At 29.3% G+C, this 18,344-nt stretch carries 22 protein-coding genes and 1 pseudogene; 3 read left to right on the top strand and 20 right to left on the bottom strand.

The features are described from left to right. Window positions 1-218, top strand: a pseudogene (locus AJ939_RS10420) (DNA/RNA non-specific endonuclease); the annotation flags it as partial. 87 nt (window positions 219-305) lie between these two features. Then, entirely contained in the window at window positions 306-593 is a 288-nt protein-coding gene (locus tag AJ939_RS10415) for an SHOCT domain-containing protein (protein ID WP_070209750.1), read from the top strand. 6 nt (window positions 594-599) lie between these two features. Here the strand turns inward: AJ939_RS10415 and AJ939_RS10410 are convergent, their stop codons facing one another. From AJ939_RS10410 to AJ939_RS10330, 17 genes are all read right to left on the bottom strand, one after another. Further along, on the bottom strand, window positions 600-797 hold the full coding sequence (locus tag AJ939_RS10410; RefSeq protein WP_070276731.1) for a hypothetical protein: 198 nt from the start codon (window positions 795-797) through the stop codon (window positions 600-602). Further along, the gene (locus AJ939_RS10405) at window positions 751-1,134 is read right to left on the bottom strand and encodes a hypothetical protein (RefSeq protein WP_070276733.1); all 384 of its coding nucleotides are present in this window, start codon (window positions 1,132-1,134) and stop codon (window positions 751-753) included. Before AJ939_RS10405 ends, AJ939_RS10410 begins: the two co-directional genes overlap by 47 nt. A 63-nt stretch (window positions 1,135-1,197) precedes the next feature. Continuing rightward, window positions 1,198-1,659, bottom strand: coding sequence for a DUF5675 family protein (locus tag AJ939_RS10400; protein WP_070276735.1), 462 nt, complete (start codon window positions 1,657-1,659; stop codon window positions 1,198-1,200). Window positions 1,660-1,707: 48 nt separating this feature from the next. Next, window positions 1,708-2,991 (bottom strand): hypothetical protein, encoded by a 1,284-nt coding sequence (locus tag AJ939_RS10395; protein ID WP_002788854.1) that lies wholly within the window; start codon window positions 2,989-2,991, stop codon window positions 1,708-1,710. Next, window positions 2,988-3,362, bottom strand: a complete 375-nt coding sequence (locus AJ939_RS10390; RefSeq protein WP_019108750.1) for a DUF1353 domain-containing protein — start codon at window positions 3,360-3,362, stop codon at window positions 2,988-2,990. The genes AJ939_RS10395 and AJ939_RS10390 overlap by 4 nt, the downstream gene beginning before the upstream one ends. After that, window positions 3,355-3,738, bottom strand: a complete 384-nt coding sequence (locus AJ939_RS10385; protein WP_002869963.1) for a hypothetical protein — start codon at window positions 3,736-3,738, stop codon at window positions 3,355-3,357. Before AJ939_RS10385 ends, AJ939_RS10390 begins: the two co-directional genes overlap by 8 nt. Then, on the bottom strand, window positions 3,735-4,370 hold the full coding sequence (locus AJ939_RS10380) for a DUF4376 domain-containing protein (RefSeq protein ID WP_002789149.1): 636 nt from the start codon (window positions 4,368-4,370) through the stop codon (window positions 3,735-3,737). The genes AJ939_RS10385 and AJ939_RS10380 overlap by 4 nt, the downstream gene beginning before the upstream one ends. Window positions 4,371-4,382: 12 nt before the next feature. Beyond that, on the bottom strand, window positions 4,383-4,832 hold the full coding sequence (locus AJ939_RS10375; protein WP_070276737.1) for a hypothetical protein: 450 nt from the start codon (window positions 4,830-4,832) through the stop codon (window positions 4,383-4,385). A 1-nt stretch (window position 4,833) separates the two neighbouring features. Next, the gene (locus AJ939_RS10370; RefSeq protein WP_044779000.1) at window positions 4,834-6,399 is read right to left on the bottom strand and encodes a coiled-coil domain-containing protein; all 1,566 of its coding nucleotides are present in this window, start codon (window positions 6,397-6,399) and stop codon (window positions 4,834-4,836) included. Then, complete coding sequence (locus tag AJ939_RS10365; RefSeq protein ID WP_044778998.1) at window positions 6,392-7,024, bottom strand: hypothetical protein; 633 nt, start codon at window positions 7,022-7,024, stop codon at window positions 6,392-6,394. Before AJ939_RS10365 ends, AJ939_RS10370 begins: the two co-directional genes overlap by 8 nt. Next, a complete protein-coding gene (locus AJ939_RS10360; protein WP_002788295.1) occupies window positions 7,021-7,338 on the bottom strand; it encodes a head-tail adaptor protein in 318 nt (105 codons plus the stop codon). Before AJ939_RS10360 ends, AJ939_RS10365 begins: the two co-directional genes overlap by 4 nt. A 12-nt stretch (window positions 7,339-7,350) precedes the next feature. After that, window positions 7,351-7,788, bottom strand: coding sequence for a phage gp6-like head-tail connector protein (locus AJ939_RS10355; RefSeq protein WP_002788293.1), 438 nt, complete (start codon window positions 7,786-7,788; stop codon window positions 7,351-7,353). Window positions 7,789-7,791: 3 nt separating this feature from the next. Further along, the gene (locus tag AJ939_RS10350; protein ID WP_070242873.1) at window positions 7,792-8,037 is read right to left on the bottom strand and encodes a hypothetical protein; all 246 of its coding nucleotides are present in this window, start codon (window positions 8,035-8,037) and stop codon (window positions 7,792-7,794) included. A 10-nt stretch (window positions 8,038-8,047) separates the two neighbouring features. Beyond that, the gene (locus tag AJ939_RS10345; protein ID WP_070242872.1) at window positions 8,048-9,214 is read right to left on the bottom strand and encodes a phage major capsid protein; all 1,167 of its coding nucleotides are present in this window, start codon (window positions 9,212-9,214) and stop codon (window positions 8,048-8,050) included. 16 nt (window positions 9,215-9,230) lie between these two features. Next, entirely contained in the window at window positions 9,231-9,788 is a 558-nt protein-coding gene (locus tag AJ939_RS10340) for an HK97 family phage prohead protease (protein ID WP_002788287.1), read from the bottom strand. An 85-nt stretch (window positions 9,789-9,873) separates the two neighbouring features. After that, complete coding sequence (locus tag AJ939_RS10335) at window positions 9,874-10,743, bottom strand: hypothetical protein (protein WP_070242871.1); 870 nt, start codon at window positions 10,741-10,743, stop codon at window positions 9,874-9,876. A 12-nt stretch (window positions 10,744-10,755) separates the two neighbouring features. Next, entirely contained in the window at window positions 10,756-16,191 is a 5,436-nt protein-coding gene (locus tag AJ939_RS10330; protein WP_070242870.1) for a hypothetical protein, read from the bottom strand. A 59-nt stretch (window positions 16,192-16,250) separates the two neighbouring features. Here AJ939_RS10330 and AJ939_RS10325 point away from each other — a divergent pair, with 59 nt between their 5' ends. After that, window positions 16,251-16,589 (top strand): hypothetical protein, encoded by a 339-nt coding sequence (locus AJ939_RS10325; protein ID WP_002788283.1) that lies wholly within the window; start codon window positions 16,251-16,253, stop codon window positions 16,587-16,589. On the opposite strand, the gene AJ939_RS10320 is transcribed toward AJ939_RS10325, so the two are convergent. The 3 genes from AJ939_RS10320 to AJ939_RS10310 form a co-directional block, all read right to left on the bottom strand. Beyond that, entirely contained in the window at window positions 16,581-16,796 is a 216-nt protein-coding gene (locus AJ939_RS10320; RefSeq protein WP_002788282.1) for a hypothetical protein, read from the bottom strand. The genes AJ939_RS10325 and AJ939_RS10320 overlap by 9 nt on opposite strands. An 80-nt stretch (window positions 16,797-16,876) precedes the next feature. Then, entirely contained in the window at window positions 16,877-17,233 is a 357-nt protein-coding gene (locus AJ939_RS10315; RefSeq protein WP_002788281.1) for a hypothetical protein, read from the bottom strand. Continuing rightward, complete coding sequence (locus tag AJ939_RS10310) at window positions 17,230-18,210, bottom strand: hypothetical protein (RefSeq protein WP_038851013.1); 981 nt, start codon at window positions 18,208-18,210, stop codon at window positions 17,230-17,232. Before AJ939_RS10310 ends, AJ939_RS10315 begins: the two co-directional genes overlap by 4 nt. Window positions 18,211-18,344 lie beyond the last annotated feature (134 nt).

Below are 18,344 nucleotides of genomic sequence, written 5' to 3'. Positions count from 1 at the left end.
GAGAAAGACAAGTAGCTTCAAAGCTTGGAAGTTTAGAAGTTTTAAATTTGGTTAATTATGATAGTAATCCACAAAGAATAAGAAATCAAATTGCTATTCCAAGCTCTTACACTAAGATTTTAAAAGGTGATAATTTTAAAGAATGTTATCAAGTGCCAAATCATGAAGTCGATGATGAGAGTATAAAAAGTTATAAGGTTGATTGTGATCAATTTTAATCGTTTTTAATGACATAAATTGTTTTATTGTAAATTAAAAAAAATAAAATAAACTTTTTTAAATTATTTAAATTAAAAGGAGTAAAAATGGGATTTGTAGGTTTGGCTTATTTTATTATTAGTTTTATTGGAGCAATTGAAATTGCTAGAGATGCAAAACAAAGAAATATGAGTGGCTTATGGTGGGGTATTGGTGCCTTTCTTTTAGGAATATTTGTATGGATTTTATATATCGCAGTTAAAGAACCTTACAAAAGAGAACAAAAAATGTCTAAAATGAGAGATTTAGAATTTTTAAGAGGATTGAAAGAAAAAGGTGTTATCAGTGAAGCCGAGTATGAAAAACACAAAACAGAAGTTCTAGAATGGATGTAATGAGGATTAATCCTCATTCAACTCCTTAATCTTATTTATTTGTATCTCACACTGCTTGTATTTGTAAAAAAGCAAAGAATAAGCATTTATAATATCAAGTTCATTTTTTGCCTTTGGCTTTTCAAGGGGGCTTAGTATTAGTAATTCTTGCGGAATTCTAACTTTTTGAATTTCTATTTTGGTTACTACTTGTTGAGTTTGCATCCCACAACCTATCAACGACATCATTAAAAAGCTTGGTAATATTATTTTCATTGCTTTTATAAATGTATTCTTTAACATATTCTATCCTTTCTTTAACTTCGTTTTTTTGATTGTTTGCTTCATTGATTGCTTTTAATTCTGCTTTATGAATTTGCGTAAGTTCTTTTAGCCTTGCTTCGTTGTTTTTATTAATCTCTAAAGCTAAGGCTAAATCATTTTGACTTTTTTCTAATTTTGCCTTTGTGCTATCAAGTCTTAGATAAAAATATCCTGCTAAGATTGCCATTAAAGCTAAGGCGATATAAAGCTTTGCATTTCCAAATAAAAGATTTATCATATTTTGTTTTAGAAGTTTAAGTGTGGGGTGTAAACTTTAACCTACTTAAACTTTTATCTCCTTTCATGCTAACTCATTTGTTATTTCTAATTTAATGTCTTCAAGATTTTTACCATACATCAAATCATAAAATTCTTTGCAAGCTTGTCTGCTTTGACCGACACTTTCATTATTATTATCTTTGGTAAGTCCCAGTAAGATACAACCTTGTGTGTCTTTGTCAGTGTTTCCCCAGTGTATTAAAATTGCACGACTTGCTGGAACTTCATCATTATAAACATTTATCATTGTATCATCATCTTTTTTTGTAATACTTCTTAAAGTATTTTCAAATCGTGAAGGACTATGTCTTTTTAAATTATAATTTCCTTCAGGTATTCTTAAATCTTTGCCACTTTCTAAACCTTCTTTGTCTTCTTCCAAAGAAAAACATTCAAAAAGAATTTTATCATCATCATCTAAAACCTTAAATTTACCAATAACGCAAGTTTTTCCTGTGTATCTTCTATTAATTGTTATTTTCATTATAATTCCTTTCTTTTTATTTTTTGTATTTTATTTTTAGATTTAAACTCATTTTTCTTCTTCAAATTCAAATAAAAAAGCATTATCACCATAGGTAGTTTTATCAATTTCTTTTTTTATTCCTATAAAGCTTCTCTCGACTATAATTTCATTTTGAACTCTAAGGGCTTTTTGCATTTTTATATTTGAAAGATTGACATTTCCATAATATCCAGCTTGCCTATAAAAAAGACTCATAGGAATTTCATTTGTAAAAAGCTCTATACTTACACTATTTTTTATATTAGAAGCCCAAAGACAGCATTCATTTGCATTGCCATCATATTTTTTTAAAGCATTGGTAATATTATGCCAAGCAGGATCATTATAAATTCCGCTCGTTTTGATATTTCCTTCTATTTGATTTTTACTTGGTTTTGAAAGAACGCTAACTTCAGTATAATTTTTAGATTTTAAACCCATTCCATCTTTAGTGATTAAAAAACTGCCTTCATTAAGTCCTTTTATAATTTGCGTAGTGCTTGCTAAAGAATTTTCAAAACCAAAACGCAAATCACTTAAACATCCGCCATATTGACCACTATTTAAATTTGTATCAAAACTAATAATAATCAACTCTTGTGCTGTAATATTTTCATTTCCAAGCAAATTAATCCAACTTGTGTATTTATCATCACTTGCCACACAAAGCCAAAGTTGTTTTACATTTTCATTATAAGTTATAATTAAATCATTAACATTAGCTTTTGTTTTTGGAGTGGGAATAGAATTAGATACTTTTATTCCATTAATGCCTAAATTTAATTTCATATCTTCGAGCATCTCTTCTATAATAGGTTTAATTTCTTCTTTTGTTGGTGTTTGAGCCTTTAAACTTTCTAAAAATTCATCTTGACTTTTTCCCGTGTTTTCTTCATTTTCAAGCCAAAGTTCATAAGCACTTTTACCATCAGCTCCTTTAGCTCCATCTTGCCCTTTTAAATTTTTAAGCTGTTCTTCTGTAAAATCTTCATAAGTAAAAGGATCTCCTTTATCACCTTTTAAACTTTCTTGATTTTCTAAAACAACTTTTAATACAACTTCTTTTAAACTCTCTTCATTGATATTTGCATTGATGTCAAGCTCTTCTAGCAAGGCTTCTAGTTTTTCTTTTAATTCACTTTGTTTTATAAAGTTAAAACTTGTTAAAACTTCATTTATAGCATTTTTAATACTTTCATCGCTTGGTTTTACTCCATTTTTAAAAAGTTCTTTTAAAATTTCTAAAGCTTCACTAAAATCTTTATTGATTTCTTCTGTTTTTATGGCAATTTCTCTTAAATCCACGCTCATCTTATCCCCTTTATTAAACATTTGATTTCATGAAATAAATTACAAGAGCAATAAAAAACAAAAATCTTAAATTTATTTATTCCTAAAGCTTGCATTGCTTCTTTTAAAACAAGATCAGCAAGTTTGTAATCTTTTCTTGATTTTGCTTTTTCACATAAAAAATCATGCACTACACAAGCACTAAAATACTCACTTTTAAAAGGTGGAAACAAAGACCAAAAAAGGCGTGGGATACTCGCTCCATCAGTTTTAAAACCTTGTGGTACAATGCCTTTGTAATTTGGTAAAATAAACTCATAATCTTGTATCACTTCAAACCTGTCCTTATCGTATGGCTTTACACAAACCCTTTTTAATTCTGTTTTAGTCATTGTTTTCCTTTTTTTTAAAAATACTTCTTAATTCATCATTTCTTATTTGAGTAAGCTTAACAAGCCTTTCATCCATTCTCATAAGATCTGTTTCTATAGCTTCTAGCTTGTCATTGGTTTTTGAGCAATGTGTTTCTATAAATTTAACCAAACTATCGCTACTTGCTCTGGATACTGCAATTTGTTCTCTAATAAGAACATTAGTATTTTTGGTTTCACTTATAAGTTCTTTTGTTCTTTCCCCAGCTTCTTTATGTAAAGTTTTATATAAATGCCATGCAATCCCAGCTAAGACAAAAACCATCAATCCTAATAATGCAGATCCACTTAAAGAACCGAGTATAGCACCTTCTTTTATTATATTTTCAGTACTCATTTTTCACTCTCCCATGCAATTAAATTTAATTCTTCTAAAGATGTGGCATTTTTCACTTTATTTCTTAGTTCATCATTTTTAAAAATAATACTTTCAGTATATTTAGCGATACCAACCCCAAATTCTAAAAATTCTTCTTTGTTAAATGTAATGATTTTATTATCTTTATCAATCCAAGCAATATTTTCCAAAGGAGTATTATTGAGATTTGCTAACATTATCTCGCTAACTTTTCCGCTAATATTAATTTTTGCTTCCGTGTCAATTTGAAATATAGTATTTTTAAAAGGCATAAACAAAAGCTTTTCTTCTTTTATAGCTTTTAGTTCTTCTAATTTTAATTCTTTTAACTCTTCTAATGCTTTTTCTTTAATCTCATAAGAAATAATATAAAGATTATTTTCTTCATCATAAGTTTGAATTTGGCGAAGTTCTTCAATTTTTTCATTAAAACTTGGAATTTCTTCTTCTTTAACTTTAGCAAAACCAAGCTCTTTTAAAAGCTTATCATCGCAAGCACTTAAAAAATAAGTATCTTGTGCATCAATTTCACCTTCTTCGTTTTGTATTTTTACATCTTTTAAAAAAATATCATCATATTTTAAACTTTTATTTTTTAAATCATAAAACATATTTACCCTTTCTTAATTCCAGTATAATGTTAAATTTGCTCTTGGGTTTAATCTATCCCCATCATTTAAGTTCCAACCAGCACTTGCATTTGCACTACCGCTTTGATAAGAACTTAGCGTTATTTGTAAATTGTTTATATTTCCAAAATTGAATTTTTTCTCTACTTTGATTTTTGCATTGGCAGTGTAATATTTACTTAAAGCATGCAATTCTACACTAGAGTTAAAATTGTTCCATGTGATATGCAAAGTATTTGCAGAAGTTTTATTAGACATATTTCCAGTCGTCCAAACTTCGCCTAACACAACCACTTCTTTATTATTAATATTTGATGGCAATACCACTGCTTGTTTATAAATCATGTCTAGCTTTAACATATAATTATAATTTGCAACCGAGCCTCCTAAAGATGGAGGTAAATTTAGTGCTATACCATTATTAGAAAGAAGGAGACAATTCATTTTAAGTCCTTACTAATCTTACATTATTCGAAGCTATGCAAAAATAAGCAAAAGTTTCAGTGCCACTAAATCCACTTTGAGCTATTCTAAAATTAAAAGGGGCATTAAAAGCTACTACATTTTGACAATTATTTATGGTTATTGTTCCGCTTTTTCCTACTCCTCCAAAATTAGCTATTCCTATGCTTGTTCCTGCATTTGCTGTTAAAATAAAATGTTGAGCTTGTCTTAAATCTAGATTTATACTGCCAGTTGTGCCAAGATTTTTAATTCCACCACCATAATCTACATACCATTTTCTAGTTAAGTGATCATCATTTGTTGGATTGGTTGGAGAAGTTAATGCCTGATTAAAAGTATTTGTGCCATTAAATATATTATCTCCATTTAAAGTCTTATTTCCATTTAAAGTCTCATCACCTTTTAATCCTACTTTTTCTTTAAGGGCATCACTAAGCATTTTTTGACTAACCAAACTTTTATCTTTTTGTATTTGTTCTAATTCATTTTGTTTATGATTTAAATCTTCTTGCATCTTTGTGATTTCTTGCTCTAATTGCGTCTTTTTCTCATTGAGGTTATCTACATTTTGTGGTGGGTCTTTTGCTAATGCTTCTTCGATTTGCTTTTTAATATTTTCTAATTCTTCCTGTTTATTGCTTAAATTTTGTTCCAGATCCTTTATTTCATTTTTGCTTGTTTCTTCTTTTTCATCTTCTTTTTTCAAATCCCCTATAAGTGAAAGTATAAAGTTTATATTTTCTTTTTCTTCATTAAACCAAATAAAAGCATCAAGCCCTAGATCAGACTTTAAAATCCAAGCTGTATCGTTAGTCACTCTTGCATAGATTAAATACTCATTTCCTTTTTTCCAAATTTCGCCAAGTTTTGCCTCACTTGGTTCTTCTTCGCTTTCATAAGTAGGTGTATATTCGCTTGGGTTTTCAGGGCTAGTCCAAGAATTGCCACTTGTGGTTTTAATATAAACAAAATATTCATCCCCTTTTTTCCAAATATCGCCAAGCGTTGCATTTTGTGGAGCTTCTTCTTGATTAAATGCAGGTTCTAAATTCTCAGGCAAGGAGGGGTTTATCCAAGCTTCATTCTTTAACACTTTTTCACAAAGATAAAATTCGCCTACTTGTAAATTAACATCATCCATAGGCTTAAACCAAATATCATTAATTTTTCTTTCTTTAGGTCTTTCTTTTTGTAAGAAAGTGATTTGTGGATTTTTAATAAATTTAAAGATTTTAGCCTCATCAGTTTTAAACCAAGTTTCATTCACATTGGGCATTGTAGGTTCTTCATCACTTACATAATCAAAAGGATAAACCACTTTTTTATAAAGTTCTTTTAGCATATTAAGTTTTTCATCGCTTAAGTTTTCATAGTTTTGTAAAGCTTCTTTTACTTTTTCATCAAAAGCATTTAAATTTTCTAAAATGTGCTCATCAATCCTATCTTTTGAAGCATAAAGCCACTCTCTTATGGCTGTAACATCCTTAGTGGCTTGACTTAGCGTAGCATAAAGCTCTGTGCTTCTTATTTTTGAGTTATCAAGCATTGTTTTCTCCTTTTAAAGTTAAATTAATTTCGTTTTGTGAAGAGAGTATGTTTGTGATATTTTCTAAAGCTTTTTGAGCAAGGTTTATATCTCTTCTTTGTTCTTCTAAACTCGAATTCACATCATCTAAATTTAGGGCTTCTTCTTTTCTTAGTTTAATAAAACCTCTTTCCATAATAAAGCGTTCTAAGCTTAAGCTATGAGCCAAAGATTGAGAAATAGCGATATAATCAGCTCCAACGCCATTATCATTTAATCTTTCTATCATTTCATAGCCTTTGTTTTCAACTATGGTTAGGCATTCATCGGTAAATTCTTTTAATCTTTCTTTAGCTTTTTGCTCTAAAACATTTTGAAAATCTTTGCAAAAATTTTCTATTTTTAAGATATTTATATTTGTTTTACTGTCAATTTGCTCTAAAGCCAAATTAGTATAAGAGATCATATTAGAGTTTAGCTCTATCAAGGAAGCACTTAATATATTTATATCTTTAATAAAATCATTAATCTCTTTTGAAAAAGGAACAAGTGCATTAACAAAGTTATTAGCATCCTTGTCAAAATCAACAGGATTAGCCATATCAGGTGCTTTAGGTAAAGTATTAATGAAAGATATTTTATTCATTGAAATTTCCTTGCTTTTATTTTTAAAAATTTCTTGTTTTGGCTTTCATCTTCCAAGCTTACAATCTCATATTTTTCATCTCTAAAAACTAGAAAATAAGAAAAATCAAGCTCTAAAAATCTAAGCTCAAATTCATGCGTAGCGACTAAAGACAAGCCACTATTTAACTCTTTAACATCCGCACTTAGATTTTTACAACTTGCATAAACTTCTTTAAAAAGTAAATCTTGCGTAAAATCGCTTTCTAAAAACTCATTTTTGCTTTGTTCTTTTTTGTAAATTTTAACTCTATGCTTAAATCCATTTGCTTTCATTGCCATTGCCTTTTAAAAATAAGCTATTTTGTAGCGAGTGATTAAAGCACTTGAAATTTTAGGCATACTCACACCATCAAAAGCCATTAAAACATAATTTTTAAGCCACAATTTTATGTCTTGTGGCAATTCTTCAAAACCTAAATTTACAATCATATTCCCACAACCTATTGCATAAAGCACACCACCATTTGTTTTAAACTCGGCTTTAAAATTTGCATTTTTTAAAGCATTAAAAGGAGCTAAAATCACCCTTTCATTAAAAAATTCAACTTCATAATCATTTAAAGCTAAAATGCGATTGGTTCTTGTTTCAAATTCATTCATTCCAGCTTTTAAAAATTGTTTTAAATTTGCATCAAAAACATCGCTATCAATTCTTAAAAAGTCTCTTAATTCTTGAATGTCTATGAGTTCTTTTTTGCTATCTTTTAATGCCTTTAATCTCATTTTTTACCTTTTTTTATCTTCTTTTTCGTTTTGTTTTTGTGGCTTTTCTTGCATTTCTTGATCTTCTTGTGGCTTTTTATCTGTATTTGATTTTTCATCAGTATTTTGTTTTTGTTCTTCTTGTTCCACGATTTCCACAATGCCTTTTTCTAAGAGCCTTAAGGCTTCACTATCTTTAAGTAAAACCTCATCACCTTTTTTATAAAAAATATTACCGCTTAAACAACACTTGAAAACTACTTTTTTCATCTTCCATCCTTTAAGCAGGGCATACAATTTTGCAAACTGCCGAATTATCCATAAGCTTTGCATCAAGTCTTAAACGCACTTTAATACCTATTAAATCATTTTGAGAGTAAAGCTCATTAAGTCTTGTAAAACTCATACTTGATCTATCCCAAATTTCATAAAAACTAAAATCTCCAAAAAATGCAGGGACTTTACTTGCACCAAAACCATCAACACCAGAACAATAAACTACCTTTTTACCTAAAATTGTGTCATAGCCATTAGCACTTAAAGCAGGTAGCCACAATGGGCGATTATCATTATCTGTAAGTTTATAAATAGCTTTCATAAACTCATCTCCTACAAGCCAAGTGGCATTTTTACGATAAGCACTGTCTAAACTGAAAAAAGCATCTATGATATCATTGCTTGTAATACCTTGATTTGAAGCAAGTGTAAACGCTTTTTTAGCATTTTTAAGTCCTGTTGGTTTTTTATTTCCATCTCCATTAATAAAACTTAATTCTTCTGTTTTTGAAATCTTTTCAGCGGCTTTTCGCACTATAAAACTTTCAAGATTTGCAATGTTGTCACTCAAGAGTTCTTCGCTGATTTTAATAATACCGCCAAGCTTATGTGCACCTATACTTAAAGAACTAAATTTAGCACTAACTTCAGTAAAGCTTTCCTGTTCGCCAAGCCAAGAAAATTCCCCCATCTCATCAAAAACAGGTATAATTTGATTGCTAGAGCTTTTTTGCACTGTAGCAATCTTTCTAATAACACTAAGATCATTTAATTTTTCTCTTATTTTACTTTGCAAAGTTGTAGGGACTAAAATCCCACCTTGCTCTGCTGTGCTTTCATTTAAAACATTTCTTTTTAAAATATTGTCAATACTTCCATTTCTTAAATAATTCACAAAAGAACGCATATGATTTTCTTCATTTAAATCTTCATCCTCTCCTTTAGGATTTTGTTCTAAAACAGGGCTTACAACCTCATTTAAATATTTTTCTCTTTCTAGCTCTGCTTCAGCTCTTGAGAGTTCTTTTCTTTTACTTTCAAAATCTTGCATTAAAGCTTCGTATTTTGTGTTTTCTTCAGCACTAAAGCTTCTTTGCTCGTTTTTAGCCTTATTTGATAAAGCCACCATTTGTTCGTGTAAATTTCCTATTTCTTGTCTTAATTTTTGCATTGTTTTTTCTCCTTGTTTAAATTGATATTTCTAAAAGTTTAAGTTCTCGCTCTCTAGCTTCACTTAAGGCTTTGATTTTCTTTTTTTCTTCATCTTCTTCAAAGCGTTTTTTAGCGTTTTTATCCGCACCTTTCCAAACAGCGCTGAGTTCAAAAATTTCAAACTCTGTAACTAGAACCCTTTTAGGCGAACTTTTTTTATCTACAACTTGCTTTAAAACTCTATAACCAATTGACACATCGCTTAAAATTCCATCTTGATATTTTTTAAAGATATCTAAGCTTTTTTCGTCTTTGGCAAAGATACAATCACAAACTAACTCATTATTTTCAATTCTTATATTTTCAATTCTTGCGATAGCATTATCTACGCTTGGTTTATGATCTTTAAAAAGAGTTTTAAGATTTTCAAATCTCGCACCTTTTACATCAAGCTCTTCTATATAGTCCCCAAGCTCCCAATCAAAACGCAAACAAGCATTAGAATTTGAAACCATGACAAAGCTTAAAGACATATTTTCTTCGCTAACGCTTCTAAGTCTTGCGGTATCTGCTCTTATGTTTTTAAAACTCATTTTAAAATCCTTTTTTGAAGTTTTATAAGGATTTTAGAAAATTTTTAAGGCGTTAAAGTGCGTGTTAGAAGATATTTTTTATTTTTTAAATCAAACCTTGAATATTTAGTTTATATTGCATATAATCTTGATCCTCTAAAGGTGCAGAATAATCTTTTAAAATTCCAAAAGTAGTTAATTTTTTAAAGCCCAATTCGCTTTCATCTCCTATAAATAAGGCTTTAGTATTATAAAGTCCTGCTATTAAATCATCATAATAATCAAAGTCTTTTTTTTCTACAGCAACTATAAATTCTAAGTATTTTGCTTTCTTACCAGTTACTACATTTGTTACTCCCCATTCATTTGTTGAAGTTTTTGAGTAATTTATATAAGTGCTATTTGCAGGATAGATTGTAACACCTGCAAATTCTTTTTTTCCTATTAAAATATGTCCTACATTACACCCTATTTTAGCAGGCTCAAAACTTATTAAAATTTCTGAGTTAATAGGATAAGGTAAAAACACAAAATCTTCTTTATTGACTTTAAATTTGCTAAAAAAATATTCCCACCAAGTGCTAGATTTTTTATAATACATTGATTTTTCATAAATGATTTTGCCATCTAATGTTTCTATCTTTATTTTTGAAACATCTAAATTTAAAAATGCTAAAGTATCAAATACCCCATCTACTTTCAATTTTACACTCCAAGCTTTATCACATTTTGTTTGAGTATTTAATTCATCATCAAAAAAAGCATTTTCATTGATGGGTGCAAATTTAACCCATTTATCAAAATACACATCAGGTTCTTCATGCGTATCTTCATCACTTGCGCTTACCCAAACAAAACCTTTAAATTGCACTTTTTCATTATTTTTATAACTTACTTCCTTATCCCATAAAGGCGTTTCATCTTTTTTAGCTAAATTTTGTAAAACTTCAAATTCTAAAGGTTTAATTATAGTCATCTTCTTTCCTTATTAAATATTTTCTGCAATTTCTCTAGTTTGTTTAGTTAAAATACTTAAATCCATATTTGCTCTTTTTACACTTTTATCTACATTGTCAATTTTTGAAGCGATTAAGTCTAGTTTTTCTTCAAAAGAATTAAAACCTTTATTAATAGCTTTTTCAAAAGCGATGCCTATTTTTTCAAAAACTCCACTTGCATCGATTTTTAAACCTTTGCCATTTTTTAAAGGAATTACAGCCTCAGGATAACCATTCTCTCCAATTAAAGCATTTGTAGGGCGTGTAACTATCCCGCCATCTGCAAAAGCTTTCATTTTTTTGTAAGGATTTTTAATCTCATTATTTAAATCTTTATCTATATTTGCCTGATTATTTTGATATTGCAAAAGTGCATATTCTAAATTTTTAAGCGTTGTTTCTGTAAGAGAGGCGCCATCTTTTATAGATTTAATCGTTTCTTGTAAATATTTAGCCATAGGGCTTTCTTCGCCTAAATACTCGATCATTTTTGCAATTTCTGCTTCACTTTGCGCAATGAGAGTTTTTTTATACTCTTTTAACTCTTCTAAAGTCATATTAGAAGTGTCTTTTAAAGTTTGATCTAACTTTTCTTGTAATTTTTTATTTTCTTCTGTAATGGCTTCTATTTTATCTTGTATTGAATTTAAATCTGCCTCACCACCTAAATCTTTCATTTCATTTGCCATTTTAAGCATTTGTAGTTGATACTCTGCAAAGCTTGAAGCTTGATTTTTGATCTCGTTTGCTTTTTGCGTTGCAGCGTTTTGCAAGGCACTAAAGCTTGAACTTGTAAGATTGCCATTTTTAAAATCATTTTTAGCTTGTTTTAAAATTTTATCGTAGTTTAGCGCCACGCTCTCGCTTGTAGCTATGCTTTGATTGATTAAATTAGTGCTAAAAGAACCCAAAGAACTTAAAATACCAAGTTCGCTATTTAATTTACTTAAAAGTTTATTATTTTCATTTAACCTTACTTGTTCTGCTTCTTTGTTTTCATCTTTATTCTCATACGCATTAATAAGCTTTTCTACCTCAGCGAGTTTGTTTAAATGTTCGCTTGAAAAGATTAAACCACCTTGTTTGTCGCTTATTTGTTTAAATTGTGTAATGATATCTACAAGCTGTTTTCTAAGTTCAGTATTACCCGTGCTTAAAAATTCATTTAAACCCTCATAACCTAAACTTAAAAGCTTATCATTAGCACTAAAAATATCCTTTAGCATTTCTTTTTCGCTATCATTTAAATCATCTTTTAAACCGCTCATTAAGGTTGCGTAAGAATTCATTAGATGATTAACTTCAAAAATACTACTTGAAATACCATTAGCACTTAAAAAGCTTTGATTGATTTGCATAAGTTCTTGTGTTTTTTGTATGATAGAATTTAAAAGATTTTTAACTTGTTCTTGTGCTTGCGTATAAGCTTGTGTTAATTGTTGCCAAATTTCTAAATTCTCAGGGCTAAAATCTTGCCTTAAGCTCTCATTGAAAGCTTTATTAAGTGCTTCGGCACTAAGTTGTCCTAAATCTTTAAAGCTTTCTTCACTTAATCCAAAAAGACTAAATCCACCTGTGGCATTTCTCATCGCAGTTTTTAAAGCATACATAGTATCATCATAAGCTAGTTTTGCTTGTTTTGTTGGATCATTTTTATAAATTTGATTTAAAATGCTAGTTTGCATTTGCATAAAAGTACCAAATTGATTAGAAAGTTGCTGGGCATAGCTTATATTATTTGCTTTTGCCTTTTCTTGTATTGCTACAATTTGTGCATCGATTTCGCTTTTATCATCGATATTTAAAAAGCTTTTTAAAAGTGCAGTAGGCAAAGCCGTATCAAATAAAGAATTATTAGCGTATTTTCCAGCTACTAATTCAAACTTATCTAAATTGGCATTTAATTTTACAAGCGTTGCGTATTGATTTTCTAAAACACGATTGATTTCTTTGATTTTTTTATCACTTAAATTATTATATTCTGTCCAGCTTTTTTTACTAAACCATCCTTTCTTTTGATAGTCTACATAACCTTGCAAATTAGAATTTGTAAAAAAATCACTAAAATTTATATTTTCCCAAAGTTGTAAGCCACTTCCTGTTACTTTGGTTTTTCCAAAAATACCACCAATGACTGATCCTAAAAGCCCACCTACTATAGTTCCAATGCCAGGCATTATAATACTACCTAATGCACCACCTATCGCACCACCTGTTCCTGCGTGAGTATCAGCCTTAAAAAGCCAATCTCCTAAGCTTCCTATGCCATAACCTAGAAGTCCGCCCATTGCTGCATTAGCTAAAGTGCCACCTATATAGCCCAAGCCCCCACCAAAACCAAGAGATAAAGCATTACTTGCACCACTTAATCCCATACCCGCCAAAGAAACACCGTTTGTAAAGCTTGCACCAAGTCCTAAAAAATTTGCCAAATAAGCTGAGCCATTAGCTAAAAGATTACTGCCAAAAGTGCCTATTGAATTGATATAACCTTGTAAATTATCAAATAAAGAATTAAAGCCATTGCCTATACTATCTATAATATTTGTGCTTGAATTTTCAATAGTAGTGCTAATATCAGAACTTGAACTTAAAAAATCACTAAAACCATCCGCATTTAAAGCATCACTAAAACTTATTTCACTTCCTGCATTTTGACTACTGCCAAACCAATTCATAACTTTATCATAAGTGGCGCCCGCTTTATCTATCCATTCGCCACTCATAATGCCATCTAATTTACTTGCACCCTCTATAATATTACTCACATTATTAAAAGCATTATTTCCTTTTTCTATGGTGCCTGTTTTATCCATGACTACCTCAACACCATTAACCACACCTTGATATTTGCCATCACTATTTAAATTTAAACCTTGATTTTTAGCAAATTCAACAACTGAGCTAAAAGCATTTGTTTGTGAGTGTGAATTCACATTACCAAAAGCAAAATTAGGCATTAAACCGCTCAATACTCCAGCTCCTGCCTTAGATAAAAAGCCACTAAGTGATGAAATATAAGGACTTAAAAAATCTTGTAAAATGGTTTTTCCTAAATCTTTAAACAAATCTTTTAAGGTTTTTATTTTCCCATTTATAACATCAAAAAAGCTACTTTCTATCGTTTTTTGCATATTTGCTATCATTTGATTATAGTTTTTTTCTACTTCGCTCATGGCTTTTTTACTGTCTTTGCCCATTTGAAAATAAGCGTCTTTATTGGCTTTTATCATCTTTTTAAAATCTTCTTCTTTGATGAGATTTTCACTTAATAATTTGCTGTATTTGTCTCTTAGCTCAATTTCTTTTAATGCCCAAGCTTCCTGCTTATTTTCTATACTTTCATAAAATTCAATCATTAAATTTTTAGTATCTTCAAAGTCTTTATTTGCACTTTCTAGATCAAGATTAATTTTAAGGCTTTCTTCTGCTTGTTTTAATTTGTTTTTATCAATGCCTAACTTTTTCCATGCTTTTAATTTTTCATTAATTTGGCTTAATTTTTTATCGTATTCACTCATGCCTATTTGTGAAATTTCTTTTAAGGCTTCATTTTGTTCTTTAAGCCTTTCTATGTATTGTTTTTTTGCCTCTTGTGCTTTTTTCTCTATCTTTATTCTTTTATTTGCTTCTTCGTAAGCATTTGCGTTTGCCAAAGCATCTGATATGATATTTATTTGCGAAACTAAAGCGTTATTATTTTCCCAACCATCCATACCAACAAGCTCTAATAATTTTTGATTAAGTTGTTCTATAGCTTTGCTTGTTTTTTCTATTTTTTCGTTTTCAAGCTCAGGAATTTTGAGTTTTGAAACCAAAGATAAAGCATCACTTGTTTCTTTGTTGAATTTTTCTATGCTTTGTAGTTTTACTTCGCTTTTTTCTGTATTTTTAATTTTTTCATTAATTAAAGCTAATTTCTCAAGTGCATTTGCTTCTGATGCGATATCTTTTAAACTCTTTTCTCTTTGTAAACCTATTTCTTTATACGTTTCTTCCATTTTTAACCTAAGATTTTTATAGCCTTCACCTATAAAATCGAAGGTATATTCACTTAAGACATTTCCCACTAAATTAACATTTTGTCCTACTTTTTGAATAGTTTCAATTTCTTTTTCTAAATCTTTTTTATATTTTTTTAGCTCATCAATATCCATAATTTCCACTTTTCTTTTAAAAGCGGAATTAAGTTTGTCGGTCTTTTCATATATTTTTTCTAATGAACTTTCTACACTTAAAAGTCTTTCTATTAAAATTAAAGGTATAGCTCGTTTTGCTAAGTTGGCTAAAGATTTAAAACCTTGCCCCAAAAGTAAAGTTTTTTTATTGATTGTACTTATACTTTGAGTATTAGAAAGCATTTGTACTCTTTGCCTATAAAGTACATTTGTGCTTTCTATGATTGAGTTTTTAAAATTTAAAAAACCCTTTGTTAAAATACCTGAAACTTTTGAATAAACCTTTAATCCTGCGTAAGCCAAACCTATATTTATAATTAAAGGAGTTATGCTTTGTATTGTTTTGATGAAATTTTGAATTTCTTTTTCATTTTGTGCTACAAAAGTATTAAATTCGGATAAATTTTTATTAATTGCTTCAAACAAAGGTTCGCTTAACTCTCTTTTAAAATTATCTACATTAGACTTTAAAAGTTTGATGTTATCTTCATAAGAGCCTAAAGCAAGTTCTGCAACTTTTACATTTTCGCTTGTTTTTTTCATAATAAGCTCATATAGACTACCATTTGCATTTGCTTCCTTAATCGCTTCATTTGTAAGTCCTATTTGTTTTAAAAATCTTCCCAAATCTGAACTAGAAAGCACAGCACCACTTCCTAAACCATCTATTGTCATTTTAAGTTGCTCTACGCCCAAACCTGATATTTTTAAAGTTTGCATTAAATTTTCAAAGCTTTTTATACTTTCATCAAAATTCATATTTTTAGAAACGCCCGAATAAAAACTTTGAAAAATATCAGCAAGATCGGAAACTGCATAGCCTGATTTTTGTGATAAAATACTAAATTGTTTTAAAGTTTTTTCGCTTTGTTTTAAAGATAATTGATATTTTTCTTGTATTTTTAAACTTTTACCCATAGAGTTTATATTTGATGAATTTACCGCGATTAAAGAAGCAATATTTTTCTTTGTTTTTTCATATTGTGCGTTTAATTCTATGAAAGAATTTGAAAAATTATAAACATCAAGTGCTAAAGTTTTATAACCCTGATAAGCTTGTGTTAAATGGGCGTTCATGTCAATTACGCTTTTTGAAAGTCCTAAAAAGCTCTTTTCTATATCTTTTATGTATTTATTTGTCGCTTGTGTAACATTTCCTAATTGATTAAAACTTTTATTTAAACCTCCAATACTCGCCACACCGCTATTTGTATCTACGCTAACGCCGATTTTAACATTTTTAGCCATTTATGTTCCTTTTAGTTTTTTTGAGTAGAATTTAAGATAAAAAATGGAGTTTTTAAATTATGTTTTTTCCATATATAGAGCTTAATTTTTTTGCTTTTGTTTTTATTTGTTTTGTCTTTTTTCTGATGTGGAGTAAAAGCCAAAAAATATTTAAAAATGAAAAATTTCTTAATGATTATAAAAGTTGCGAAAAAGAGCTTATCGCCTTTAAAGAAGCTCATGAAAATTTCATAAAAACAAAGCAAGGTAAAAGTGTGCTTATGAGTGCTTTTGCTTTGGAATTTGCTATCAAAAATAATGCTTTTGGCGATGATTATACAAAAGAATTTAAGCAAATTTTGCAAAATTATCCAAACGAAAAAGAATTCAATATAGAAATAAATCATCATCTATCCTAAAAGACTTAAAAAGTCATCTTGTAATTTTTTAATATCGATTTTTTGATTTTCGTTAGTATTTTGCTTAGTATGTTTTAAATGAGAGCATAATAAAAAGTCTTCATTAGTCGATTTTACACCCATAAAAGAAGCTAACATATTAAGTAAAATACTCATTTGCATTTCGTTTCTATCACTTGCTAAAGGCTCGGTGCTTAAGAAATACATCCACTCGTTAAACTCACTTTGTGTTATACTTTGTTCTAACTCGCCTATGGTTTTTCCTAATGCAAGGGCAAGGCGATAAATTAATCGCCCTTGCTCTCTTGCTTTGGGACTTCATTTGTGAATTTTAAAATTTCGTCTGCGACTTTTGCGATAATGTTTAAACCCTCTTGATTGAGATTATCAAAGGTTTTTTCATCGATTTTTGGAGCTACTAAACACTTTAAGATGATTTCTTTTCTAAAATTTGAATTCTTCTTAATAAAATCGATGCTGATTTTATCATCTTTATTTTCTTGTATTTCTATGCCATTTTTTTCCATAATCTCTAATTGTTCGAGCATAGAAAGTTGGCGAATTGTGAATTTTTCATCAATACCTTCGATTAAAATTTCTTTTTCTCTTAAAGAATGTTGTTTTAAAAAGTCATTGAATTTCATTTTTTACCTCCTTTTCTTAAAGCATCACTAAATTTTCCATTTAAAAAAGTTTGCATTGTGGCTTCACTCGCTATGCCTGAGCTTTGATCTATGGTGTATTTTTTGCGAATATCTTCATTTGCAGGATAAAGAAGTGTTAAGGCGTTTGGATAAAAATATAATGTTTTTCCTTTTAATTCCTCATAAGTCTGCCCTTGTTCTGGTTCGGTTTTGCTTTCATGGATAATATTTTCATCATTTTCTTTTTCCCAAACTTTATCAGCTTCTTTTGTGGTTATAAATTCATTGTTTTCATTAAAAGTTTGTGTGCTAGGATTTGGTACAACACCTCGCACCTCATCAAAAACATAAACCATTCTTTCATCGTTTAATTCTGGTTTTTCAAGTGTGCTTTCTTTTGGGTAAAAATAAATAATTTTACCTTTTTTATCACTCATCACATCGCCCACATTTAAAGCTTTTGTAGTGTGTTCTATATTTTGACTTTCTTCAAATCTAAAAGGTGTGATGTCTTTAGCTTCGCCGATTTTTTCTGCTGTGATATTTGCACTGAATTTATTATTTGCTTCGCTTTGAAGTTCAAAGCCTGTTAATTTCATTTTGATTTTAAGCGTGGTTTTTCTCTCATCATTAATCTCTACGATGATAAAAACTTCTTCATTTTCTTCAAAAGCTTTTTCTAGATAATTTACCCCCTCATAGCTTTCTAAATTACCATCTTTAACAAACTTATAAAGTAAATTCATATTTACAGTAGCTGAAGTTTTTTTGCCTACTGCGTTGATTTCTTCATAATCTCTATCGTTGATTGGGCTTAGTTTTTGACTTTCTCTAGTTCCACCTTTAAGACCTGAAATACTTGTTAAAAATCCTGCTTGAATAGCTTCTTTTCCTAAACTTTCCATAGCACGAGATAAAACTAAAACTCTAAGCCCTTGCACATCAGGGGCATCTGTGATTATTTTGTCTTTTGACATTTTTTCTCCTTATATAAGTAATGTAAGGAGATTTTATAAAAAGTTTAAGGCGTTAAAATGCGTATTAAGAGATATTTTTCATAAAACTATATTTTTGTATTTTATTTTCTAATTTTTTGTTATAATTTTCAAAA

Source organism: Campylobacter sp. BCW_6889, from assembly GCF_001762535.1.
Lineage (GTDB): Bacteria > Campylobacterota > Campylobacteria > Campylobacterales > Campylobacteraceae > Campylobacter_D > Campylobacter_D jejuni.
The sequence above is the reverse complement of the archived record's forward strand: the minus strand, read 5'-3'. Positions and strand labels throughout refer to the sequence as shown.